Genomic DNA, 24098 nt, shown 5'->3' with positions numbered 1-24098 from the left:
ATATGCCTCCTTTATTACGAATCTTGAATGGATTCGATCATACTCGCTTTGGACAATAATTCCCACCATTCTGACAGAAACGGACGGACGGCAAGGCGCGCAAAGGTGATCTCCGCCCCTGCTCTTCTCCATTTCTCTACTAACACCATCATGCGGACGGAATCCAATCCTCTGTGGAACAAGTTTTCATCAACGGAGATATTTTCCGGTTCTTCCTGTATCAATTCCGCTACTTGTTTCCGCATCTCTCCTAAACTCATTGGCAACGAATGCCGAGGGGCTGACTGTTCTTTTTGAAGCAGGTCCAATGCATGCTCGGTAGTCAGCGTGTACGCGCAGCGGCTCGCCGCATATCGTACGGCCATTTTATGCTCCTCAAGGGAAAAATCGGCCACCGCATCGGCTACAAAAAACGGCTGTATGTCCTGCATATAGGCATCCGCAGCGGTTAATAAGCATCCAATATGGGCATACACACCACAAATGATGAGCTGATCCCTTTCATGCTTTTGTAAAATTTCTAACAAATTAGTTCGTTTAAATGCGCTGTATCTCCATTTAGTCAGCAAAATATCTTGATCCCCTGGGGCAATTTCTTGACGGATAGCCATTTGATCAAGATCTTGTCCGATCCCGTCTCCCCAAAAATCTTGGAGAAGACCCCTCTGTTCTATTGTTTGGCCCCCGGGCTGAGCGGAGTAAATCACCGGTATGCCCCGCTCTTGGCACACCTTTTTCAGCCGCTGAATATTCTCGACTAATTCTTTGATCGGGGAAGCATTTGGGGTAAATTTGTCTAGAAAATAATTTTGCATATCATGAATCAAAAGGGCTGAACGCTTCGGATCCAGTGTCCAGGATACTCTGTTTTCGATTAATTCCGAAAGTTCAGGTATTGAATAAGACGGAATATGAGGGATTGCCATTTCATCACTTCCTTTCAACAAATTCACTAGGTTGTACCAGTGGTGACAGCTTTTCTGCAACAATTTTCCTTAATGCCCGTTTATCAATTTTTCCTACCGGGGTTTTTGGAAAGGAATCCACGAATTCAATCCGGTCTGGAATCTTAAAGGAGGCCACACCTCGTTTTTCCAAAAATAACTTTAGTTCAGCTGCTTCCAATGCGGAATCACTAGGGATGACGAAGGCACAGGACCGTTCACCCAGAAATTTGTCAGGGATTGCCACAACAGCCGCATCTCGAACGGACGGATGCTCCAAAAGATGATTTTCCATTTCCTCCGCCGCAATTTTTTCACCCCCCCGGTTAATTTGATCTTTAACCCGACCTTCCACCACAAGGTAGCCTGACGGTGTCAGTTTCACCAAATCACCGGTTCGGTAAAATCCATCCGCAGTAAAAGATTTGGCATTTTGTGCCTCCGCTTTATAATAGCCGCGAATCGTGTAAGGCCCCCTTGTCAACAGCTCACCGACCTTGCCGGGCCCCACTTCGTTTTCCTCTTCGTCCACGATTTTAATTTCATCGTATGGGCTCATCGGTCTTCCTTGAGTATTGATAACAATTTCGTCGGGATCATCCAGTCTTGTATAATTGACCAACCCCTCTGCCATCCCGTAGACTTGCTGCAGTTTGCAGCCAAGCACGGGCTGTACCTGTTTGGCAACTTCAGGGCTGAAATTTCCTCCGCCCACTTGCAGGACTTCCAAGCTCGATAAATCATATTGGCAATCTGAATAGGCATCCAGCCAAATCCAAACAAGAGGGGGAACCAATGACGTAATGGTCACTCTTTCTTTCTCAATCAAGGCAAAGGCCTCGTCCGGGCTGGGACTGTCCGCCAGCACCACTTTTCCTCCGGCGTAAAGTGTTCCCAACACCCCCGGCGAGCTTAAAGGATAGTTATGGGCAATGGGCAGAACCCCAAGATAAATGCTGTCTGGATGAAGCCGGCAAATATCTGCACTCAGCCGGAGGGTATAAATATATTCATCATGGGTGCGGGGAATCAACTTCGGCAATCCTGTGCTTCCTCCGGACAGCTGGAGAAATGCCACATCACTTGACTGTACAGTTGGCAATTCTGCCGGTTCGGTAAACACGTTTTCATAGGATTCAAATTCCTCAGCTTCTCCAATTACAATCACGTGTTTCAATGTAGGGACTTCATTCTTCACTTGTCTAGCAAGGGAGCGGTAATCAAATCCTCTGTATTCATCTGGAATGATATAGGCCTTCGCCTCGCTGAATTCGCAAAAATGCCGGATTTCGTTGTAGCGATGGGAAGGTAAAGTAAAAACTGGCAATGCTCCTAAATAAAACAGGGCAAAAATGGCCTCAAAAAACTCAATTCGATTTGGCAATTGGATCACAACACGATCTTCCTTTTGAATGCCGATCCGCTGCAACCCGGAAGCAAGCTCAGTAGCCCTTTGATCAAGTTCCCGATAGGTCAGTTCGCTCCCATCAAAGGACACCGCAACCCGGTCTCCATAATTCAAAGCACGTTCCCGCAGCAAATCGCCAAAGGTTTGTCCTGCCCAGCAGCCCTCTTTCCGGTAAAATGCAGCCAGCTCCTCCGGCCATTTTGTATATCCTTCTAACATCTGTCACCCTCCAATTTCTTTTATTTATGATTCCATGCATATAAATATCCAGCCATGTAAAGGAATTCAAATTTTTCATCAAACGTTTTGTTGCGATTCCATTCGGCTGAAGACGCCATGAGGCTCTTCTGTTTTACTTTTCAGCATCTTTTCAATGCCAACGGAACTCAGAAAGCCGTCTATTTTACTTTTCGACATCTTTTCAATACGGAGCTAAGACAGAAGATGCCATGAAGCTGTCTATTTTGCTTTTCAATATCTTTTTAATGCCGACTGAACTGAGGTAGCTGTCTGTTTCACTTTTCGACATCTTTTCAATACGGAACTAAGATAGAAGATGCCATGTTTTGTCCAACCAGATACTAGTCAACTGCGGTCTGGTTTATGCTAGTGGCGACCTCTTTCCTACCATTGAAGTACTTTGCTTTATGCTAAATGTCATCGTCAGGCTTTGACATCTTCCTTACCATGGAAGTGCTCTGCTTTTATGCCAAAATGTCATCGTCAAGCCCCAGCGCTCTCATCATGGTGCACAGTTTTGCCGATGTTTCCGACAATTCCTCCTCCGGCACCGATCCTTCCACAATGCCGGCTCCAGCAAAAAGGCGGAGGTTTTGTTCTTCCACTTCTGCACAGCGGATGGTGACAATCCATTCTCCATCTCCATCGATGTCACACCAGCCTACTGTACCAGTAAAAAATCCCCGTTCAAATGGCTCGATGTCCTGTATCGCCTGTTTTGCCAATAAAGTCGGTGTGCCGCAAACCGCTGGTGTCGGATGCAACGCTAAAGCAAGCTCAAGGGACGAAATGGACGGTGATAACAGTTCCCCGCTGATGACTGTGGAAAGATGCCACATCGTTTCCGTGCAGAGAAGGGACGGTTCCTTTGGTACATGCAATGTTTTGCAGAAAGGTTTCAGAGCTTTGGTCACTGCCTCAATCACTATCGCATGTTCATGGCGGTTTTTCTCCGAAATAAGTAAAGCATCTGCTCTCCTCCGGTCCTCTTGCGGATCATCCCTTCGGGGCGTTGATCCTGCCAACGGATTGACAATGACTTGACTGCCTGATGTTGACACGAGCAGTTCCGGGCTCGCCCCCAACAGCGTCCCCACCCCCTGTTGAGCTAATGTTGCGGGGAATGTTCGATCGGACCCGTCTCCCTTTAGCAACGGTGCCGCAAAAGTATAACCATTTGGATTACGGATGGCCAATTTGTAGAGAAGCTTCGACACATCTGGCTTTTCCGTTGATGTCAAATGGACCGATCTCGATAGCACAATTTTCTGCAGTTCACCGTCCTTTATTTTTTGTAATCCTTGTTCCACAGCTTTTTTATACCCATGGGACGTCGGAACTGGGGTCACATGATAATGCCGGACCGCCGGCTGTTCCTCCTTTGTCAGCATATGATCAAAGGAAAGAGGACCTGACCATTTAACCTCTAAAGGCACCATCAGCCTGGCCGGATACATATCATCGAAGGGAATGGCCCCTGCCACCATGGGATGGGTACCTCCTTTTTCTTTTGCATCCTGCAGCAAGGTTTGAATTTGTCCAAGCAGCTGTTTTGGATGATGCCTATACCCCGTCGTCGGCACTGTTTGAACAATGCCTTTCGTTAACAGCGTTCTAGTCGGGGAGGCCATGAAAAAGGATGTCCCTTCCTGATATTCCGAAAGAATCTGTTCTGCTGATGCGAAATGCATGGTATTCATTTTCATTTGTCATCCCTCCCAAGAATGGTTAACAACCCAGTGTCGCTCCGCCGTCCACCCTTAAATCGTGCATCGTAATATGGCGCGATCGTTCCGAAACAAGAAATAACACGGCATCGGCAATATCCTGCGGCTGTGCGAGCCTTTTCAATGGAATGCCAAGACGGAACTCCGTTAAGGAACCGGTGATTACTTTTTCCGCACCGTTTTCATCGGCCCACATGAACCGCTGCATGTCCGTTTCCGTTGATCCCGGTGAAACTACATTACATCGAATCTGATACGGCGCCAACTCAAGCCCTAAACATTTGGTAAACATCGTTGCCGCCGCTTTTGAAGCCGCATAAGCCGACATGTACATTCTCGGCACCGTTCCCGCATTGGAACTTACCGTCACAATGACACCTGTCCTGCGGGGAATCATCCGGCGGCTGACGGAACACGAAACATGGAACACTCCTAAAGTGTTCACTTTAAACACCTCTTCCCAATCTTTATCAGAAAAGGTTTCCACGGCCCCCATCCGAAAAATGCCAGCTACATTCACCAAGATGTGGATGGGCCCCATCTTTTCTTTTATCTCGTTGACGATACGATCCACTTCATCACGATCAGTCACATCCGCTGGAAATGCTTTGACGTCATATCCGCGCCTTGTTAATTTCGAAACGGTTCTGTCCAATTTCTCAGCATTCCGATCAACTGCCGCTATCTTTGCACCATGTTCTGCCAGCAGGCTGATCACCGCTTCTCCAATTCCTTGGGCAGCTCCAGTAACAAGAGAAATTTTCCCTTTTATCTTCCATTCATCCATCTGATCCCGCCCTTTCCAATATTGCAAACAAATCTTAAATGGAAATTTGTTCTACTAAAAATGATAATGATTTTCATTATCATCGTATTTTTCATTATGAAAAAGAAAAAAAACTTTGTCAAAGCTTTTCCCGAAAAATAATTCATAGGCCCCAATGAATATCTGATTCTATTTCTTTCGTTTAGCTGATAAGTACTGACCACCGTTACAAATATAGGAAGATAGTACATGAGGCATCACTGTATGGAAACAACAAAATTGATCGCAGTTTTCCCTCATCGAATACCTTTTGCCTTCGTAAACTCCGTTGAGCACGCCGTCCTTTTGCAGGTCCGATATCAACAAATTTCTTTTTTTTAGGATAGGATTAAGATGCGGTAAGTATTTTGACAGAAAAATACCCCGAAATCAGAAATGTTTATTTTCCGAGATCGGGGTTGGAGTTTATTTTAATAGGGTATAAAAAAGAAAAGGGATTTAGAAGATAAGAAAAAACATGAAGATGGTACCTTTTCATATAATAAAGGTTTTTCTGTAGTTTACTTCCTTCAAAAACACCGATTTTGACCAGAATTTAGGATATCGGTTACATTTTAAAAAATCTTCCCTGAACAGAAAAAAGACAGGAAAGATTGCAACTTTGGGATGGCGTTTTAGTTGGAAAACGAACTCTGTATAGGTTGAATGTTTTAACTTGCCTAGTCTAGGATTAATTTACCAAATCCTCAATCATAAGGTTGTGGTTGCCAGGTCATTTTCGCCTAGGCAATCGACTACTTTCTCGTATACCAACCGGCTGCAGATGTTATTGCGAAGCTTTATAATGCAGGATGATAGGCTTATTTTTTTTCATTGTTGCTTTATATAAACTAATTTCACCAGTTGTATGTTCGGAGTCTGCGGAATCAGCCACAAAATTTTCATTTAATGATATAGTCCAAATCTCTTCGATATGGCTCATTAAAACAACAGCAAGAGAGCTAAACTGAGTAATATGATCCCAGTAAAATAATTCCTTTTTACCATTATGAGTAACAGAAATTCCTTCTGAATTGCTCACAACCTCAACGTTATTTCCTTGCCATCGACCATGGATTTCAGCCCCGACATAATAATAGGACCTTCCGTTACCGCGATCACCATAAGTCCCGATAAATTGTTGAATCGTATGATCAACGGTTTTATATGTAACGGCGGCAATATCATTCGCTAACCATTCCACTTTAAATTCCCCATCTGTTTTATAGGGAAGCTTTTTTTGGACGAGACAGAATTCCGTAATAAGACCTCAAGTAAACGGCATCCCCACTCTCCGCATTTTCTTTAACTGATAATACATGTTTAAAATCAGGCGATATACTTATGATATTTTTAACTTTTTTACCCTTTGCAACAAACAATCCCTCATTGACTACTTATTCCATCCAATTTCTGGCTGACGCGCCTCAAATCCTAGGATATTTTACTTAAAATAGAAAGTTTTAGGTAGATTATTTAAATTTTTCCTTATAATCATTTAACTATTTATTTAAAAAGCCGATTATAAATAATGAAATTGTTTGGTTTTCAATTTAATTATCACTTTGATGACTATTGTGTGCAGAAAAGCTTTGCGGAAGACCAACCAAACATGAACTCTGCAAGTTCCGATTTTTGCAATTACGGGATATCTGGAAGTAGGTACGCTTTTTACATAGCACGAATCACAATATTAATCTGGTCCAAACCCGTACTACTATAGTTCGTTTGTTGATACTTTAAAAAAACAACACAACGCAGACTGGAAACTGGCGATTTTAACTATGGCAATCACATTTTAATCGTCGATTTAAAAACAGGTAAATCAATCGATTTCTTTAGTGCGTTGAATTTTTACTATGGAAGCAAAGTGGAACCATTGCCTTCCATTAATTATTTAGATAGGAGGGAATAACCGTGAAAATTGATCTTGGATATATCGGAGCAATAGTCGCTCGAAATAGAGCCAAAATGCCACCCGTACACGAAATCAAAAATCCATTGGCCGGACAACAAGTGGAAGTCAACCGAAACGGACAAGCCTATAAACTTACGATTTCGGATGAAATCAAACAAGTTCAAGGCTTGATGGCCATACCGATGGAAAAGTTTTTTCACGTAGAAAACGTTGACCCTTCTGATATTTTCTCTTATCGGCCAAAGGATCAATGGCTTGTGTTCAGCCAATATTTATATGAATCCAAATACTTCGATTCGCTAAGTAATGAAGAAGTAAAAAAAGTAGAATCCATCTTACAACACATAACGGACGGAGTAGATAGTTTGTCGCCATATCTAGGGATTAGCCTTTTTGGAATTAGTAAAGAACAACAGCATTCTTATGAAGCCCATCTTGAATTGGCTTCTTCAACAGCTGCACTTCAATACTTCAGTGATACGTTTTTAAGCGGTGATGTAAAAAAAGGATTTGATCAACTGATTCAAGATTATGTCCGCCACAATACGAAAATAGCCATAAATCACCAATCGGTAGAGGAGCGATTCATCGCAGCACGAGCCAAAATCAGGTCACTAAATGCTCCTTTAACATACCAACAAAGCCGTGAGCTGTCCATGACGAATAAACTTGGGAAAACGGTATATACACAAGCAGAAATTGAATCAGTCATCAAAAATTATCAAGAAATGTTTGAGAGCATTCAAAATGAAGAAGATTTGTCTGGAGTGCTTGCAAAAGCAAAAGAACAACTGCTTTCATTTGCTACGAAAGGCATCTCACCAAGGGATATAGATTACCAATTGGCAAGAGATTTTGTTGCACAGCGTGCCGATGACACATTCAATCGAATTGAGAATTACTGGCGTATGTTATTGCAAGAAAAATAAATTGTTCATTTGATCCGTGTTAAAAGATAGGGGGAAGTTTTTGCACTTTTTAACAAAAGTTGAGCAAAATATGGAAAAAGCTCAACCAACAGAAAATTGCTTGCAATGAAAATTACCGTTTAATAACTGAAGAAATCAATAATCTGCTTTCGAATAAACTGAAGCTTAAGCTGGAAAATCTACTATCAATCCAAACGTGAACGAAAGAAATATGAGGAAAGACTACAAATTGATTTAATAGACATTTCAATGAACTAACTTCTGAGATGCTTCACCGTTTGGTTGATCGAATCGAAATAAAAGAAGATGTTTCACCAAAGATTTATTATCATTTCAAAAATGATGTTTTAAAAGAATAAAAGATATAGGAAAAGCACGTTTCATGATTTCCAGAAACGTGCTTTCAGCTTATCGACAAAGTCGACAAACTGAGATTAGTTTAAAAAACTAATCTTTTTGATTCCATTAAAAACGAGTTACGAGTGGCATAGGGGGATACCGCGATAATAAAGAAAAAGCTGAGGTTCTATGAATTAAGACTTCATATTTTAGTGTTTATGATAAATTAAATCAGTTTCGTAACTATCACCGCTGTAATTATTTTTTTAAATACAATCTCTTTAATTCTTTTGTTTCTTCTTTCTTTAATTTTAAATTGTAATGTGAAATGATCTTTTTCATTAAGGAGTCAAATTGCTTTAAATAAAAGCCATAATTGTAAATTATCACAAATGCACTTGGCAATCTTTTGTTTCGGACAATTGGGATTATATTATTCTCAAGAGACAAGTAAAAAACATCACAACGATCTTCATTTATTTTATCAATATTTATTTTTCCAATTTCTTTCCTATACAAAGAAAAATAATTTTTCCCTATATGATCTTCAAGGATTTTATTTGCTTTATTAACATCTTCTCCTATATTTCGCAGCATTTTTCTTACGCTATTACTTGGTTTATCTTGATTAAAGTAACTATACACAACAATATAAAATGCCAATTGGCCAAATTCCGAATCGGCATATTGTCCAATCAAAAATTCTTTATTTCTTTGGACTTCATATAATCTCATTTTTTTGTTGACAATATCAGTTTTACATCTTATAGACATATCGAAATACACATTGTCTTTATCATAATTTTTTTGATAGACAGAAACTTTGTAATGCACCCCTTTGTCAAGACACAAATTGATAATATTTAAGTTATCCATTCTCTCCTTTCGCTATGAATGTGGTGCGTGTGCAAAAAAGGCTTGACATGGAGCCTCTACGGGCACGATTTTTTGCGCCTACTTGATGTACTAATCACATAGTCTAAAATTCTTTCTTTCGATAAATAATTACAGCAATTAAATATGAGAGAGTAAATACAGTAATACCAAGTACTATAAATAAAATCGGAACTAATAAAGACGAATCTATGGATAACGGTAATTTGTCTATTAAATCTTCTACTAAGAATTTGATTCCATAATAAACAAATAGACCTACAAATCCTCCTCCAAGTACAAATGCATCAGATTTGTCTGCACCAAAGATATAGAGGAACGGGTATATAAGCGCACCTGCTAAAAGAACTACGAAAATTCCAGAAGAAATAATATTAATTATGCCATTTATTTGTGTTTCAAAAATTAGATCATATGTATAAATAACAATATATGAAAGAAATGCTCCGATAATCACAACCGATAAGTAAAAAATATAGTGACTTCGGACAATATTAGACCTACTAACCGGTAAGGTAAGTACATATTTATCATAACCAGACTTACTCTCTATTTTTATAACTTCAAGTGAAGGCAAAGTCATTAATAATATAATTAACATAGCGGCCACACCACTTACCATAGGCCCTGAAAAAAATAAAAGTACACCAGAAATCAATAATGCGAGACCTACATATGCAAAAATACTTCGATAAACTAGGTAATAGTTTGTCAATAATAGACCTTTCACTTAAATTTCACTCCCTGTTAGTTAGTAAGAGACTAAGTTCTTCCATTGAAATCTTTTTAGAGCTAAGGTCCTTTGGCAATTCCATTTTATTTGATACAAGTATTCTAGAATAAGAACCATAGTCCCTTTTTGCAACAACTATATTTCTATTTAGTAAAGATAATCGTTCCTTTTTGATATCAACAATTGCAAATTTTTCAAGAATCTTGTCCTTTCTCTCATTTAATAAAATTTCACCATTTTTGATAAAAACAATATGACTAGCAATTTTCTCAATATCACTCATAATATGAGAAGAAAGTAATATCCCACCACTACTCTCTCTCACAAAGCTTTTTAACTCACCTAAGACTTGTTCTCTTGATGAGGGATCAAGCCCTCCTGTTGCCTCATCTAGTAATAGTAGTTTTGCATTATGTGACAGTGCAACAGCTATAGAAAGTTTCATTGACATCCCACGAGAAAATTTATATATTTGTTTATCTTCGGGGAGAGAAAAAGAATTAACCAATCGGAAAAAATCATCTTGATTCCAAGTATTAAATATTCTCAAAAAAACTTTATTTAGTTGTTTGATTGTTAGGTGCGCCGGTAAATTCATAGCATCGAACACAACTCCAATTTTTTCCTTCATCTTAGGCTGTTTATGTATATTTTCTTTGCCAAAGATTTTAATTCTACCTGAATCCTGAGAAACTAGACCTAGTATTGTTTTAAATGTAGTAGATTTACCTGCACCATTATCACCAATAAAGCCAACTATTGATCCTGACGGAACATTGAATGTAACATTTTTTAAAACAACTTTATTGCCATATCGCTTTGTAATATTTTGAACATCTAATAAGTACGACATTTTCTCACTCCAACATATTATCTTAGTATATATATGTATTCTACTTACACCCGTTAAATCATTTATTTTTTCAAAAATTATCTTTCTATTCAGAATAATAATGTAGAATAATACATTTTAAAAGGGGCTTTTGAATCGTTTTGTTTTTTTATTAGGTCTAAGAGCCTATGTTTTTACTTATTTTTGTTTGTACATCCAAGGTTATGAAAATAATATAGGAGAGAATAAATAGTATTTTTCCATTGATTGATGTTAAATTAATAGATGGATACTACCTTAACACTACATTAAATAAAAAAAATTTATAGAAAAATAACAAGTATCATTTACTTAATGATTAGTGTCGAACTCGATTCATCAGAAAAATGTAAGTGTAGTACTTCTTCTAGGTCCTTTTCGGTTAATTTTTCTAATATTTGTATTACGTCAAATAAATTCGTCCCATTGAAATGATAACGTGTGAATTGATTTGCAATAAATTGAGGCGAATTAATAGACCTTAAAAAGCAACCAATTTCCTTATTTATTACACGTTGTGCATTATCTCTTTTTATCGGATCCCTTTTAAATCTAGAAACCGTTTCATATACAGTATTAATAACTTCTTGAGGCTCTTTACTTTCCCCACTAATTATGGAGTAACCAAAATTCCCCTCAATTCCGCCGGAACCTTAACATCCCCAACCCCTTCCATGGCGAATCCTATTTGCCGGTCAGGGTTCGCATTTTTCAGATTTGCTATGGCGTTGTCTACGAATCGGCCGACTTTAGGCGCACCGTTTGCTGCGCCGGTTTTCAAATGCTGCAGTATTTCTAATTCATTAGCCTCCTACTCGATGTTTAGGGAAGCTAAAGCTACATAGTGAATAACCGTGAGAAAGAAATTTTATATGTTTTTCCAGTTTGAAAAGTTCGTGAAATTTTTCAAACTGTGGGAAAATGTTCAAATGGAAAGGATAAGTCCCGACATCTTGCCAAGTTATTGTTAAAAATTAGATTTTAATATAACTTAATTGTAAGCGCTGACAATTTATAGTTGCAACTATAAGCACCTTGACATTTTTGCTGTGGCAATCATCTTTTGCATGAAATAACAGATCCCACAAATTACTTCTTAAGTATTGTTATTTAATTGCTAGAAAAGGAGTGGATCAAGGATGATGCAAAAATTCCAACGGTTCGGTGGGGCGATGTTTGTGCCAGTATTATTATTCCCATTTGCGGGGATACTTGTAGGTCTCACAATTTTATTTAAAAACGGGGATATTATGGGTTCTTTGGCTGATCCAGATGGAGCATGGTATAAATTCTGGACGGTAATAGAGGAAGGTGGATGGACAGTATTTAATCAAATCCCGTTGCTTTTTGTTGCCGGCATCCCTATTGGATTAGCGAAAAAAGCACACGCGAGAGCTGTTTTAGCAGCACTCGTAACCTATTTAACTTTCAATTATTTTGTAAACGCTATTTTAACGATTTGGGGGGAAAATTTTGGTGTCGATTTTAGCGAAGAAGTTGGAGGAGTGAGCGGGTTAACGGAAATTGCCGGTATTAAAACTTTAGATACAAATATTATCGGTGCGATTGTTATTTCTTCCATTGTTGTTTTAATCCACAATCATTATTTTGACAAAAAACTACCAGATTTCCTAGGTATCTTCCAAGGAACATCCTTTGTTGTCATTGTTTGTTTTTTTGCTATATTGCCTCTTGCCTTGCTTACCTCGTGGGGATGGCCGATAATTCAGAACGGAATTGCTTCTTTACAAGGGTTTTTGGCTTCCTCTGATGTATTAGGGGTTTGGTTGTATACATTCCTTGAAAGAATCTTAATTCCAACGGGGCTGCACCATTTTATATACGGTCCTTTTATCTACGGCCCGGCAGTTGTTGATGGCGGAATTGCAAAATATTGGATGGAGCATTTATCAGAATATGCAACAAGTGCTCATTCATTAAAAGAAATGTTCCCGGAAGGCGGTTTTGCTTTGCATGGTATGTCCAAAATTTTTGGAATCCCTGGCATTGCATTAGCGATATACGTAACAGCAAAACCTGAGAAAAAGAAAATCGTATCAGGTATGTTGATTGCAGCAACTTTAACATCTGTTGTAGCTGGGATCACAGAACCGATAGAGTTCACATTTTTATTTGTTGCTCCTCTTCTATTTGCTGTACATGCATTTTTAGCAGCTTCTATGGCTGCGGTGATGTATGCGTTTGGTGCAGTTGGTAATATGGGTGGCGGATTGTTAGAAATTGCTAGTTCCAACTGGATTCCGTTATTCAAATACCATACTTCCACTTATATCACTCAGTGGATAATTGGATTGGCATTTACGGTTATCTATTTTTTCATGTTTCGTTATTTAATTGTAAAACTAAATGTAGCTACCCCAGGTCGTGAAGCAGATGACCAAAAAGAAGTAAAACTGTATACAAAAGCAGACTACAAAGCTAAAAAGCAAGCAGAAAATAAAAATAGTGCAAATAAAGAAAATGCTTATTTTGTTCAAGCTAGTGAATTTTTAGAAGCTCTAGGCGGATCTTCTAATATTGCCGATGTAACAAACTGTGCTACAAGACTCCGCGTAACAGTAGTAGATGAATCAAAAATAGCGCCTGATAGCCGATTTAGATCAGCTGGAGCCCACGGAATTGTTAAGAATGGGAAAGCAATTCAAGTGATAGTCGGTTTATCGGTTCCACAAGTAAGGGAACAATTTGAGAATTTATTGAGTGATTCTAGCAAAAAAACAATATAAAGAAAACTGAAAGGCTTCACATTTACTTGCAAATTCTAAAATGTTGTTTATTTGACAAGCGGGAAAATTCCCTTCTTGTGGGAAATAGAACTGAACTTGAGATAGCGACCAGAATGGTTAAGGAATATTGTTTTCATACAAATGAATTGTTATAACTTGGATGAAAGAGGATATTGCATTAAAGGAGGAAAGCTAAAAATGAAAAAATTCTCGGTATTAATTGCAGGCGGGGGAAGTACTTTTACTCCAGGGATTGTTTTGATGTTATTAGATCATTTAAATAAGTTTCCAATTCGGAAATTAAAACTTTATGATAATGATGAGGAACGTCAAGCAACAATTGCAGGGGCTTGCGAAATAATTCTCAAAGAAAGAGCTCCGGAAATAGAATTTTTGGCAACAACAAATCCTGAAGAAGCCTTTACAGATGTTGATTTTGTCATGGCGCATATTCGTGTAGGAAAATATGCAATGCGTGAATTAGATGAAAAAATACCTTTGAAACATGGTGTAGTTGGTCAAGAAACATGCGGGCCAGGCGGAATTGCATATGGAATGCGTTCTATTGGAGGAGTATTAGAATTAATTGATTATATGGAAAAATACTCTCCAGATGCATGGATGTTAAACTATTCCAATCCAGCAGCTATTGTTGCTGAAGCTACCCGTCGGTTGCGGCCAAATTCCAAAATATTAAACATTTGCGACATGCCTATTGGAATTGAAATGCGCATGGCACAAATTTTAGGTTTAAATGATCGTAAAGAAATGAATGTCCGTTATTTTGGATTAAACCATTTTGGCTGGTGGACAGAAATCCGTGATAAAGATGGAAATGATTTAATGCCAAAACTAAAAGAACATGTAGCTAAACATGGATATAATGTACCAAATAGCGCAGATAACCAGCATGTAGATCAAAGTTGGAATGAAACATTCTTAAAGGCGCGTGATGTATATGCATTAGATCCAAATACATTGCCGAATACGTATTTGAAATACTACTTCTTCCCAGATTATGTTGTGGAGCATTCTAATCCTGAATATACAAGAGCCAATGAGGTAATGGAAGGCCGTGAAAAATTTGTTTTCGGCGAATGTAGAAAAATAATTGAAAATCAATCCACAGAAGGCAGTAAACTTCATATAGATGAACATGCAGCATATATTGTAGATTTAGCACGTGCCATTGCATATAACACTCATGAAAGAATGTTATTAATTGTCGAAAATAAAGGATCAATTATTAATCTTGATCCAACTGCAATGGTGGAAATTCCTTGTATTGTTGGAAGTAATGGTCCAGAGCCATTATCGATAGGAGAAATTCCACAATTCCAAAAAGGATTAATGGAACAACAAGTATCAGTTGAAAAATTGGTTGTTGAGGCGTGGGTTACCCGTTCTTACCAAAAATTATGGCAAGCAATAACATTATCCAAAACAGTACCAAGTGCAAAAGTTGCTAAAGAAATATTGGATGATTTAATTGAAGCAAATAAAGATTTCTGGCCTGAACTTCATAAAGATGATGTGGTAGTGAGCGAATCTTTTTAAGATGATCGATTTTATCAAACAAAAAGTACAAAAGGGTAACAATCTTTTGTACTTTTTTGTTTCACTCCTCCTTCTGTTAATGAATAATTATTTTTTTCCAAGCAGCAGACTTACACCTTTTTTTCCTTTAAACTAAGTATTGTAGTGTTCTGGCATTACATTTGGCTGCTTCCGAAGGAATGTAAAGGATAATAATCCAGTACAGTTCCATATAGTTCTTCCAGCGAATTTATTCGCAGTTAACGGCACGGCGATTGGAGATGACAAGAGCAAACATAAATTATTTATTGAAGGAGGGGATATGGCTTGAGATTAGAAGAACTTATTAATAAACATTATAAAAAATTAAATGAGACAGATTTACACATCTTAAAGTACATTATGAATAATAAAAATACTTGTTATTCGTTAGGGATTAATAATCTAGCTGAAAAATGCAATGTTTCCCGCTCTTCAATATTGCGGTTGGCACAGAAATTGGAATTTAGTGGATATAGTGAATTCCGAGTGTTCTTAAAATGGCAAGGTCGAGAGGATCCGGTAGAAGAAAAAAGCGGTGTAGAAATTTTGCAGGAAGATCTTCATGAAACAATCAAATATATTCAAACCAAAGATTTTTCGGATGTTTGTGAATTGATATATAATGCCAATCAAGTATTTGTTTTTGGGACGGGCACTGCACAATTACATTGTGCATTAGAGTTGCAAAGAATGTTTCTGCCGCTTCAAAAGTATTTGAATGTTATCCACTCCCAATTGGAGTTTGAAATAATTGTAAAGGATTTGCAGAAAAACGATGTTGTGATCATTTTTTCTTTATCAGGAGATACACCAACAATTTTTCCTGCAGTGCAAAATTTAGTTGCCAAAGGAATTCCTTTTATCTCTATAACAAATTTAGTAAATAATCGTTTGGCTAGAATGACTCCGTATAATTTATATGCCAGAAGTTCAAATCTCGCAAGCCATAACGGAACAAAATTGAAAACATTTGCCCCTTTTTTTATTATTGGAGAAGCTATTTTTAGCCATTATGTTGACTACCTGAAAGAGAAAAAAGAAACAATTGAAAGGGCGGGAAAAGATGAAGACGCATAATACAACGTGCCAACAAAAACATTCGAATGATTCCCCTTCCATATTACAAAGTTTGCGCATTTTTAAAATATCGGTCATCTTTTTTATACGTCCCATTTCTCTTTCTTAATTATTTATATATAATGTCGCTGCAGGCAAACCAACCTTTTTTTGCTCAAGTAAAAGAGGATCCTTTCATTAAAATTTGTTTGTGTTTGCCATGTTAAATCTTTTTTTGGTGTATTGACAAGAATGGTGTTGTCAGATTTATAAAACAGATCCAGTTAGAAATAGGAAGGTTGGCGATTTCATTATTGCTGGTTGAAATATATTTGGCAGTATGTTGCTTCTTTTAGCTATTAGCAAATACCGGAAAGCACATAAAGAATTAATAAAAAATAGTACGTTGAACCGGAAGGAAAAAGGAGCAAATTTAAGATTTGTCGGCAGTACCATTATTGTTGGATTGCTGTCTGTTCTTTGTCTTGTCTTTATTATTAAAATACAATTTTCATAAAATTATTATAGATAGAAAGAAGGAATTAGTATGTTAAAAAAAATATTTGCGAAAAATCCCAAAACTATTATAGAAGAAATTTTTTCACCTATGTATGGCGAAGTAATTTCATTATCAGAAGTACCGGATCCCGTGTTTGCCCAAAAGATGATGGGGGATGGGATAGCGGTTATTCCTAAAGACGGAAAGGTGGTGTCCCCTGTAAAAGGACAAATTATTCAAGTATTTCCTACTAAGCACGCAATAGGTATTCGAACAAAACATGGGTTAGAAATATTAATTCACGTTGGACTAGATACGGTTGAATTAAATGGTGAAGGTTATGAAGTAACTGTGAGTGAAGGGCAAAAAGTAAAAATTGGAGATCCCATAATGAATGTTGATATAGAATTTATTGAAAAAAATAATAAAGAAATCGTAACGCCAATTATTATTACAAATAGCGCTGAAAAGACTGAGAAAATAGTTGTGCGGGAAGCTGGTGAAATACAAAGGGGAGAGTATATATTGAAATGCTATGTTGTAAATTAGGGCAATTTCATTCTAACATCCGAAATACCGCGAAAAATTTTGCGAATCCCCTAGATGATGCACATTCTTACCAAGCATTTGTGCATTTTCCAAATATATTTCTGTAAAATGATGCAAGTTATTTTCTACAAGAAGAAAATTCAGAGTGTTGCAGTATATCTTTATCAAAATTTTGTATAAATATACATATATGTGATCTATCCATCAAGGGCTTGACATGGATCCTCTGTAGCCATGATTCTTTAGCCAAGCGCCAGCTTCAACAGTTTTGGCAAAACCAAAAAAGGTTATCATGGCTCCTCCTCCATGTAAAGCTCCTTTGCATATCACTGCATAAGGATTTTGCAATTCTCTGCACTTTTATTTTCAAAAAACAAACCTATTGTAATTAAGTTTATTATAATCTCCCTGTTCTCCGTGTCTAATTTTTAGACTAACATCAATTTTATGTTTCTATTACTTAAATACCTTATTGTTCTTAGCTAATATTATATATCCTAAAATAACAGCTTTTCTGTTCTAAGCCTTTTTATAAAGTTATCAAGGGCATCACTTTCATTATTAAATATTACTTCCGAACCTGTTACAATATTGGATCTTTATTATCATGGATAACATAAAAAGGATTCAAAAACCCCTCTTCTCTGAACCATTTATTACGGTCAAATTTAATTTCCATTAACTATTAATTTTATTTCATCGACATGGAATAGCTTAGAAGCTTTGGATAAGAAGTGCGGTCAAATTAAAATGTTTATTTTCTATCTACCTATTTTTCCCATCGTTATCATATATAAAAATTTGAAAATTTGATTCTCATTTCCCCTCTCGATAATTGAAAAATTTTGTCTTTCATCCACATTATATAAGATCCAATTATCACCTTCAAAGTAGCAACCTGTTGAAAATGGTACATTGGTTTTTCTACCAATAACAATATTCAATTCTTCCAAATCTATGCCTAACTCTTTTATTTTATTTTCATATTCAGTTCGTGTCATTTTTTACCAACCTCCTTTATTTTGTAATATACCGATATCCTCTAAAGCTTTCACATTTATTGGAGTGTTAATTTGTTTCGCACCACCCGTAGTTATTTTCCCATGGAGCTGCTTCCCCCATAACACCATATATTGAGTCTATTTCTTTTTCTTTACACAAAGCTACCAATTCAGGATTTGATTGAAAAGCTTTATATTGAGAATACCAATTGGCAATAACATTTTCAGTAATATGAGGATTATTTTTTCCAATCTTTATATTTAATTTATCAATAATAGAATTGATTTTGTTAACAGAATATTCTGGATGGTCAATACTAAAATTTTTAATAGCATCTATTGCATCTTTATAGTACGTTTTATCAAAATAATAGGTGTTCCTCGCATACTCATTTCAATATAACAAATAGAACGTTCACTTTGTGTACTATGATAACTATTTTCTACCACACCTAAATTGTTGCCAAAAGGACTTCCAATTCTATCTCATTCACTTGGAATTAATATTTCTCCAGTTTCTTTATTAAATACACCAATTACAGTATCTTTATTCAAACCTGGAAAACTTGGCCAGTCAATATCTGGCCATTCTCCCCAATTAGAACAATCAGCATTTTTTATCACTCTAACATCATTTAAAACATTAAAATTTATTTTTTGTTCCGGTGTTAACTTATTAAAGTTAGCTTTCATAATTTCAATCTTTTCAGCATTAGATAACGTTTCATCACACCAAACATTATCTCTGAGATATTTATTGAAATTATTTTGTGCCTCTTTCCCTATACCTTCAAATGATTCACAAACATATTTTTCTAATTTAGGATCTATAGTACTTTCGCCTGTTCCCGTATCCTTAATGTTATATTCGAAGCCATCGTTGTTAACTTTATTCCCCCCAACATTTTTTACAAAGAAGTGCTATTTTTCAAAGTCTTTCGTTGCTCATTCCGTCATCAACCCTTAGACCGATTGGGACCGGCCCATGTCGAGATACCGCGATAATAAAGAAAAAGCTGAGGTTCTATGAATTAAGACTTCATATTTTAGTGTTTATGATAAATTAAATCAGTTTCGTAACTATCACCGCTGTAATTATTTTTTTAAATACAATCTCTTTAATTCTTCTGTTTCTTCTTTCTTTAATTTTAAATTGTAATGTGAAATGATCTTTTTCATTAAGGAGTCAAATTGCTTTAAATAAAAGCCATAATTGTAAATTATCACAAATGCACTTGGCAATCTTTTGTTTAGGACAATTGGGATTATATTATTCTCAAGAGACAAGTAAAAAACATCACAACGATCGTCATTTATTTTATCAATATTTATTTTTCCAATTTCTTTTCTATACAAAGAAAAATAATTTTTCCCTATATGATCTTCAAGGATTTTATTTGCTTTATTTACATCTTCTCCTATATTTCGCAGCATTTTTCTTACGCTATTACTTGGTTTATCTTGATTAAAGTAACTATACACAACTATATAAAATGCCAATTGGCCAAATTCCGAATCGGCATATTGTCCAATCAAAAATTCTTTATTTCTTTGGACTTCATATAATCTCATTTTTTTGTTGACAATATCAGTTTTACATCTTATAGACATATCGAAATACACATTGTCTTTATCATAATTTTTTTGATAGACAGAAACTTCTTTTAACGATTGGTTATCATTTTCAACGATAAAAAGATTAGGATCCTTCTTTAAGAGTTCAAGCACATTCATCATGGACTCCACTTCCTTACAGAAACAAGTTCAATTAAATCTTCTTCAATTAATTCATTAATTGTATAAGGTTTCCCATTTTCATGGTATTTTACAAATTGTGTTCCCCCCGCCTGGTCTACCAAACCAAGGCGCAGCTTTACCAGATTTAACACTAAAGTCTTCCAATACTCTATAAACGTAATAGTTTGCTTCGTCACTATGCAATGCGAGCGCTCTCTCTTCATACGGAACACCCTTTGGAGAAAAGAAGCCTCCAGTTGGTTCTCCATATCTATCTATTAACATTCCTTCTTTCAGGATTGTGTCAACCGGTTCTTCTGCGAATCCATCATTTGGAGGCCATATTACTTCTCCAGTTTCTTGATTATAATATTTTGGATTATCATATACATCTTTATATTTAAGGTACTTTTCCTCACTGGGTGGATACATCCATTTTTCAATTTTCGCTTTATCACCTGGACTTAAACCTTTTGAATTATCTTTAATTTCTTTTATGTCCTCCAAATTCACCCCATCGACCTTGCTCAAGTATGCCCGGATTTTGTTTTCCACCGCATGCGTATTTTCCGCCGGAACCTTAACATCCCCAACCCCTTCCATGGCGAATCCCATCTGCCGGTCAGGGATCGCATTTTTCAGATTTGTTATGGTGTTGTCTACGAATCGGCCGACTTGCAACGCACCGTTTGCTGCGCCGATTTTCAAATGCTGAGGCACTTCTAATTCATTAGCCTCCTACTCGATGTTTAGTAAATTCCCACCTTGTGAAAATCAGAGTATGATTGATTTCTTATGTGTTATAGTTTTAACCCTACTTTTTGGCACCCAATCCATAAATGTATCTCGATCTTTTCTGTCTAGATCTAACTCAACTCCTATTGCAACATCAGATGTAGCAACAAGATATTCATTAACATTTTCATTTAATATTTGCACCTCTAGTCCATCAATCACTCCAATAAGTTCTATTTCATAAATATCTTCTATCTCATTCTGTTCAACTTCATTAATATACACTCTAGGGAGATTACTAATGTCATAATTATCTGGATATTTTTTTTCTTTAAACCCCTTATCTAAATCTGTTGCATTATAGCTAATTAACCTAACTTTATTCTTTATTAATCTAGCCTTATAGTCCTCACCTTTATATTTGGCATATAATCCTTTTTTCAAAATAATCCCTCCAGTAATTATTTTATCGGAACAAATCTACCAACGTCTTCGTCATATATAGCGCGTAAAAATTCTTCTCCATTGATTACTTCATACAATTCAGCCCCATCTTTTGGAGCAAAGTAACCTTTAAATTTCCATTCAGGAACTATTTCTCCGTTTCTTGAAGCTGTAAATCCATTCTGTGTACATGGTGGTTCGTCAAAGACTGTACCTCCCATTCTTTTTCCATAAGGAATTTCAATACTCCCAATGTGTTCAGTCTTAAATAAGATTTTTCCATAGGAATTTCTGTTTTCTGGAAAAGGTCGTACTACCCTATCATCATTAACATAACTATAATCTAGTCTTAAGGACTCGACAACATGTGCGTAATCTTTTATATGACTTACATCTTCTGCTTTTGCAAAATAACCACCAATTTCTTTATATTCTCCATTGAGGTATTTTTCGATATCACTAGCTGGAAACGTTTTTTGTAAAAGAGTATCTTGATTAACTTTCGGCACAGAATCCCTAATATTCTTCATAAATATTAATTCTTTCTCATCCATCTCATATACTGTACTTGAGCAAATTTACTAACATAAATTTACAAATAAACATAAAAAGAGACATGAACCGATTCCTTGGTTAGAATAGATGTGCTATCAAACTACCTAAACAAGAGGTTCATGTCTCTCGTATGGATACGATTAGCACATCATCAAGAAATTTACAATACATGATCTTCTCTCGGATTAAAACTTTATTATTCCAAGTCTGTGATGAACCATCTCGTCCACCTCATAGATGGAATGCTCACAAAAGGATGTTCTGGTACTCTGACGGATCTCCATCAGTGAGTTACCATCCGAAACACCGAACGACGTTGAGTCATTTCCGATACCCACCTCGTGACCGTGGGAGGCGAAACGTATCGAATGTATCGCTACGAAGGGGCATTGAACGACATTCCAAATGCGGTGGTATTGTTTTATTGGAAAACCGATCAACCGATGACGAGCGAGCATTTGCGTTGTTTTTTAAGTACAGACACAAAAACTGAGCGATTAGGCTATTCTTGGATACTATGCGAAACGCTGGTCGATCGAAAGCTACTTTCGGCAAACGAAAGAAACATTAGGTTTCGATCGATATCGAATCCGACATGAGCGAGCCATTAAACGATTTTGGGCCATCGTACAATTTACGTATATCTATTGCATGACAGAACATTCAAGTGATTTTTCAACCGGTCTTGCGAGTGTGAGATCGAGAAAAATTCACAATCTCATTGAGTTTATTTATTACGAAGCCCAACGAGGAATGCCACTAGATTCCATTAAAAACCAGTTACGAGTGGCATAAGGGGATCTTTGTTTGCTTTTTGAAGATAGTATTAAATGTATCAGAGCAACTCCCTACGGGACGAGATTTTTGCATTCGTCCCTTTTTTCATATTCGAAGAAAGAAGTTTAAACTGAGAAACAGGCGCCAAAAACAAAAGAAACATTAGAACTATCAAAAACGAGGGGCGAAAACTTTATCAATTCGTGAAGGAAATAAGCGAACAAATTAAGAAATCGCCCGAAAAGACGACAACACTTCCATATATAGAAGGCGACAAACTGGAAATCGGAATCACTTCATACGGTGATTTTATGGGTGAATTGCCGCATTACCACACGCAAGCTTATGAATATCAATACATTATCAGCGGAAAAACGGAATATTTAGATGTGGAAACAGGAGAACTGTACACCTTTCAAAAAGGCGATTTCTATGTAACTCCCCCAGGCATTAAATATGCTCAACGGTCACAACCCGGCACAGTTATTTTTTTATTAAAGCGCCCCCGGGGATGATAAAGTGAATGTGGAACCGACGGTTGAAATCGGGAATTGGCTTAATCAAAAAACAAAATAAAGCAAAAACCGGATACTTATTGTCAGCCGATCCTTCAGACCCGACCGGTAGAGCCGTTTTTCCGCTTTTCTCCCGAATACTGCCGGTACCGATGAAGCAAATTTCATTTACACAAGTCAATACCGAATGCATGTATTCGGTATTGACGATAAACAATCGATTGTTTGAGAAAAGATAGGGAAAATCTGTTCAATATAAAACGATGTTCATAATTCTTCCCAGGCGTAGAAAATTGAGTGGGCGAACTGCAAATGCCAATCTTAAAAAATAACGATACATCGTTAACGGAATTTTACTCTTCCAACTATATTTAATATTCTCTCTTCTCTATACGTATAATCCAGTTATAGAGAAGTTGATAGTATTTATGGAGATTGCCAAAAATTTCAACAGCTAGCTCTTCATTGTATGTATGAACTGTCAAATTCCGATCATCTACCATTTTTAATGCAATGATCGTTTCCTCATCAGATAAAATTCCAATTTCCCTGCTTGAACGAATTACTCCTTTAGGTGAACCGACATCAATTCCTTCTTTATCATATAAAAATTGTTTTACTGCTTTCCAACAAGCTTCAAAACTAAACTCAAATCGCTGAATAGCTGCATCCCGTTCAACTTCCGTTGGATTCTCTAGGAGCAAAACCTCTTGGAAAGCACGAAGAGCTTTTAAAGCAAGTTGAATACGTTCCTTTAACCGTTCCATAAAATTCCTTCCTTTTTCACTTTTTCTTTCATAGCCTGATCGGCTTTAGATAAATCGACAAGATCTACTCTGTACGGTAATGGCGATTCCTCTATTCGTTCACGAAGTTCCACCCACTTAGAAATCGGAATAGCTGAATCTGCAGAAAGAGCGATGTCAATATCGGATGTCCTCTTTTCCTCTTTACGAGCCCACGAACCAAACAGATAGACTTTTACTGATTGATCATGCAATGTTTCAACAATTATTTTTTTCAAAAACGACAGTATCTGCTCCCGATCAGCCGAATTTAAATCCATTTTTTATCAAACCCTTTTTTGAATTTGAAAA

25 protein-coding genes and 2 pseudogenes are annotated in these 24098 nt (G+C 36.8%); 11 read left to right on the top strand and 16 right to left on the bottom strand.

Annotation, left to right across the window (positions count from 1 at the left end; genetic code table 11):
• Positions 1-14: 14 nt before the first annotated feature.
• From ACVIJU_RS04865 to ACVIJU_RS04845, 5 genes are all read right to left on the bottom strand, one after another.
• A complete protein-coding gene (locus ACVIJU_RS04865) occupies positions 15-926 on the bottom strand; it encodes an isochorismatase family protein (RefSeq protein WP_456687340.1) in 912 nt (303 codons plus the stop codon).
• A gap of 4 nt (positions 927-930) precedes the next feature.
• On the bottom strand, positions 931-2571 hold the full coding sequence (locus ACVIJU_RS04860; RefSeq protein WP_456687339.1) for a (2,3-dihydroxybenzoyl)adenylate synthase: 1641 nt from the start codon (positions 2569-2571) through the stop codon (positions 931-933).
• A gap of 485 nt (positions 2572-3056) precedes the next feature.
• The gene (gene dhbC, locus ACVIJU_RS04855) at positions 3057-4298 is read right to left on the bottom strand and encodes an isochorismate synthase DhbC (protein WP_456687338.1); all 1242 of its coding nucleotides are present in this window, start codon (positions 4296-4298) and stop codon (positions 3057-3059) included.
• Between the two features lie 22 nt (positions 4299-4320).
• A complete protein-coding gene (locus ACVIJU_RS04850; protein WP_456687337.1) occupies positions 4321-5106 on the bottom strand; it encodes a 2,3-dihydro-2,3-dihydroxybenzoate dehydrogenase in 786 nt (261 codons plus the stop codon).
• A gap of 805 nt (positions 5107-5911) precedes the next feature.
• Positions 5912-6328, bottom strand: coding sequence for a hypothetical protein (locus ACVIJU_RS04845; protein ID WP_456687336.1), 417 nt, complete (start codon positions 6326-6328; stop codon positions 5912-5914).
• 433 nt (positions 6329-6761) lie between these two features.
• On the opposite strand from ACVIJU_RS04845, the pseudogene ACVIJU_RS04840 reads away from it, so the two are divergent.
• The 3 genes and pseudogenes from ACVIJU_RS04840 to ACVIJU_RS04830 all read left to right on the top strand — a co-directional run.
• Positions 6762-7039 (top strand): annotated as a pseudogene (locus tag ACVIJU_RS04840) (hypothetical protein); the annotation flags it as partial.
• 2 nt (positions 7040-7041) lie between these two features.
• Entirely contained in the window at positions 7042-7971 is a 930-nt protein-coding gene (locus ACVIJU_RS04835) for a hypothetical protein (RefSeq protein WP_144598183.1), read from the top strand.
• A 245-nt stretch (positions 7972-8216) separates the two neighbouring features.
• Positions 8217-8330, top strand: a pseudogene (locus ACVIJU_RS04830) (hypothetical protein); the annotation flags it as partial.
• Positions 8331-8568: 238 nt separating this feature from the next.
• On the opposite strand, the gene ACVIJU_RS04825 reads toward ACVIJU_RS04830, so the two are convergent.
• The 3 genes from ACVIJU_RS04825 to ACVIJU_RS04815 form a co-directional block, all read right to left on the bottom strand.
• On the bottom strand, positions 8569-9186 hold the full coding sequence (locus tag ACVIJU_RS04825; RefSeq protein WP_456687335.1) for a hypothetical protein: 618 nt from the start codon (positions 9184-9186) through the stop codon (positions 8569-8571).
• 103 nt (positions 9187-9289) lie between these two features.
• Positions 9290-9934, bottom strand: a complete 645-nt coding sequence (locus ACVIJU_RS04820) for an ABC-2 transporter permease (RefSeq protein ID WP_063388946.1) — start codon at positions 9932-9934, stop codon at positions 9290-9292.
• A gap of 7 nt (positions 9935-9941) precedes the next feature.
• Positions 9942-10790, bottom strand: coding sequence for an ABC transporter ATP-binding protein (locus ACVIJU_RS04815; RefSeq protein ID WP_066248045.1), 849 nt, complete (start codon positions 10788-10790; stop codon positions 9942-9944).
• 1157 nt (positions 10791-11947) lie between these two features.
• On the opposite strand from ACVIJU_RS04815, the gene ACVIJU_RS04810 reads away from it, so the two are divergent.
• From ACVIJU_RS04810 to ACVIJU_RS04795, 4 genes are all read left to right on the top strand, one after another.
• Positions 11948-13555, top strand: coding sequence for an alpha-glucoside-specific PTS transporter subunit IIBC (locus ACVIJU_RS04810; RefSeq protein WP_063388945.1), 1608 nt, complete (start codon positions 11948-11950; stop codon positions 13553-13555).
• Between the two features lie 198 nt (positions 13556-13753).
• Entirely contained in the window at positions 13754-15112 is a 1359-nt protein-coding gene (locus ACVIJU_RS04805) for a 6-phospho-alpha-glucosidase (protein ID WP_063388944.1), read from the top strand.
• Positions 15113-15418: 306 nt separating this feature from the next.
• Positions 15419-16210 (top strand): MurR/RpiR family transcriptional regulator, encoded by a 792-nt coding sequence (locus ACVIJU_RS04800; protein WP_094244504.1) that lies wholly within the window; start codon positions 15419-15421, stop codon positions 16208-16210.
• Positions 16211-16736: 526 nt separating this feature from the next.
• On the top strand, positions 16737-17237 hold the full coding sequence (locus tag ACVIJU_RS04795; RefSeq protein WP_144598524.1) for a PTS sugar transporter subunit IIA: 501 nt from the start codon (positions 16737-16739) through the stop codon (positions 17235-17237).
• Positions 17238-17998: 761 nt separating this feature from the next.
• Here the strand turns inward: ACVIJU_RS04795 and ACVIJU_RS04790 are convergent.
• The 6 genes from ACVIJU_RS04790 to ACVIJU_RS04765 form a co-directional block, all read right to left on the bottom strand.
• Positions 17999-18238, bottom strand: coding sequence for a hypothetical protein (locus ACVIJU_RS04790; RefSeq protein ID WP_130157206.1), 240 nt, complete (start codon positions 18236-18238; stop codon positions 17999-18001).
• Positions 18239-18724: 486 nt separating this feature from the next.
• The gene (locus tag ACVIJU_RS04785) at positions 18725-18931 is read right to left on the bottom strand and encodes a hypothetical protein (protein WP_456687334.1); all 207 of its coding nucleotides are present in this window, start codon (positions 18929-18931) and stop codon (positions 18725-18727) included.
• Between the two features lie 402 nt (positions 18932-19333).
• Complete coding sequence (locus ACVIJU_RS04780) at positions 19334-19975, bottom strand: hypothetical protein (RefSeq protein WP_456687333.1); 642 nt, start codon at positions 19973-19975, stop codon at positions 19334-19336.
• A gap of 78 nt (positions 19976-20053) precedes the next feature.
• Complete coding sequence (locus tag ACVIJU_RS04775; protein WP_456687332.1) at positions 20054-20695, bottom strand: TNT domain-containing protein; 642 nt, start codon at positions 20693-20695, stop codon at positions 20054-20056.
• Between the two features lie 54 nt (positions 20696-20749).
• The gene (locus ACVIJU_RS04770) at positions 20750-21154 is read right to left on the bottom strand and encodes a hypothetical protein (RefSeq protein WP_456687331.1); all 405 of its coding nucleotides are present in this window, start codon (positions 21152-21154) and stop codon (positions 20750-20752) included.
• A 17-nt stretch (positions 21155-21171) separates the two neighbouring features.
• Entirely contained in the window at positions 21172-21708 is a 537-nt protein-coding gene (locus ACVIJU_RS04765; protein WP_456687330.1) for a hypothetical protein, read from the bottom strand.
• 369 nt (positions 21709-22077) lie between these two features.
• Between ACVIJU_RS04765 and ACVIJU_RS04760 the strand changes: the two genes are divergently transcribed.
• The 4 genes from ACVIJU_RS04760 (at position 22078) to ACVIJU_RS04745 (ending at position 23240) form a co-directional block, all read left to right on the top strand.
• Positions 22078-22308 carry a hypothetical protein gene (locus ACVIJU_RS04760; protein WP_327863752.1) on the top strand — a complete coding sequence of 77 codons (231 nt, stop codon included), beginning with the start codon at positions 22078-22080 and terminating at the stop codon, positions 22306-22308.
• Complete coding sequence (locus ACVIJU_RS04755) at positions 22214-22504, top strand: transposase (protein WP_456687918.1); 291 nt, start codon at positions 22214-22216, stop codon at positions 22502-22504. Before ACVIJU_RS04760 ends, ACVIJU_RS04755 begins: the two co-directional genes overlap by 95 nt.
• Before the next feature lie 185 nt (positions 22505-22689).
• Positions 22690-23001: a cupin domain-containing protein gene (locus ACVIJU_RS04750; protein WP_456687329.1), complete on the top strand. Its 312-nt coding sequence runs from the start codon at positions 22690-22692 to the stop codon at positions 22999-23001.
• Positions 23002-23009: 8 nt separating this feature from the next.
• Positions 23010-23240, top strand: coding sequence for a hypothetical protein (locus ACVIJU_RS04745; RefSeq protein ID WP_130158898.1), 231 nt, complete (start codon positions 23010-23012; stop codon positions 23238-23240).
• A gap of 132 nt (positions 23241-23372) precedes the next feature.
• On the opposite strand, the gene ACVIJU_RS04740 is transcribed toward ACVIJU_RS04745, so the two are convergent.
• Both ACVIJU_RS04740 and ACVIJU_RS04735 read right to left on the bottom strand, forming a co-directional pair.
• Positions 23373-23768 carry an HI0074 family nucleotidyltransferase substrate-binding subunit gene (locus tag ACVIJU_RS04740; protein WP_063389150.1) on the bottom strand — a complete coding sequence of 132 codons (396 nt, stop codon included), beginning with the start codon at positions 23766-23768 and terminating at the stop codon, positions 23373-23375.
• Complete coding sequence (locus tag ACVIJU_RS04735; protein ID WP_130158900.1) at positions 23756-24067, bottom strand: nucleotidyltransferase family protein; 312 nt, start codon at positions 24065-24067, stop codon at positions 23756-23758. The genes ACVIJU_RS04740 and ACVIJU_RS04735 overlap by 13 nt, the downstream gene beginning before the upstream one ends.
• Between the last annotated feature and the right edge of the window lie 31 nt (positions 24068-24098).

The sequence above is a fragment of the Aeribacillus sp. SP014 genome (assembly GCF_054055575.1).
This window is presented reverse-complemented; position numbering and strand designations above follow the sequence as displayed.

Coding starts and splice junctions, on each gene's coding strand:
- ACVIJU_RS04825 (WP_456687335.1), bottom strand. CDS start 9,186: ATGGATAACTTAAATATTATCAATTTGTGTCTTGACAAAGGGGTGCAT.
- ACVIJU_RS04765 (WP_456687330.1), bottom strand. CDS start 21,708: ATGGATGAGAAAGAATTAATATTTATGAAGAATATTAGGGATTCTGTG.
- ACVIJU_RS04760 (WP_327863752.1), top strand. CDS start 22,078: ATGTATCGCTACGAAGGGGCATTGAACGACATTCCAAATGCGGTGGTA.
- ACVIJU_RS04780 (WP_456687333.1), bottom strand. CDS start 19,975: ATGATGAATGTGCTTGAACTCTTAAAGAAGGATCCTAATCTTTTTATC.
- ACVIJU_RS04745 (WP_130158898.1), top strand. CDS start 23,010: ATGTGGAACCGACGGTTGAAATCGGGAATTGGCTTAATCAAAAAACAA.
- ACVIJU_RS04815 (WP_066248045.1), bottom strand. CDS start 10,790: ATGTCGTACTTATTAGATGTTCAAAATATTACAAAGCGATATGGCAAT.
- ACVIJU_RS04795 (WP_144598524.1), top strand. CDS start 16,737: ATGTTAAAAAAAATATTTGCGAAAAATCCCAAAACTATTATAGAAGAA.
- dhbC (WP_456687338.1), bottom strand. CDS start 4,298: ATGAAAATGAATACCATGCATTTCGCATCAGCAGAACAGATTCTTTCG.
- ACVIJU_RS04785 (WP_456687334.1), bottom strand. CDS start 18,931: ATGAAAGCTAACTTTAATAAGTTAACACCGGAACAAAAAATAAATTTT.
- ACVIJU_RS04790 (WP_130157206.1), bottom strand. CDS start 18,238: ATGACACGAACTGAATATGAAAATAAAATAAAAGAGTTAGGCATAGAT.
- ACVIJU_RS04860 (WP_456687339.1), bottom strand. CDS start 2,571: ATGTTAGAAGGATATACAAAATGGCCGGAGGAGCTGGCTGCATTTTAC.
- ACVIJU_RS04850 (WP_456687337.1), bottom strand. CDS start 5,106: ATGGATGAATGGAAGATAAAAGGGAAAATTTCTCTTGTTACTGGAGCT.
- ACVIJU_RS04865 (WP_456687340.1), bottom strand. CDS start 926: ATGGCAATCCCTCATATTCCGTCTTATTCAATACCTGAACTTTCGGAA.
- ACVIJU_RS04740 (WP_063389150.1), bottom strand. CDS start 23,768: ATGGAACGGTTAAAGGAACGTATTCAACTTGCTTTAAAAGCTCTTCGT.
- ACVIJU_RS04810 (WP_063388945.1), top strand. CDS start 11,948: ATGATGCAAAAATTCCAACGGTTCGGTGGGGCGATGTTTGTGCCAGTA.
- ACVIJU_RS04805 (WP_063388944.1), top strand. CDS start 13,754: ATGAAAAAATTCTCGGTATTAATTGCAGGCGGGGGAAGTACTTTTACT.
- ACVIJU_RS04735 (WP_130158900.1), bottom strand. CDS start 24,067: ATGGATTTAAATTCGGCTGATCGGGAGCAGATACTGTCGTTTTTGAAA.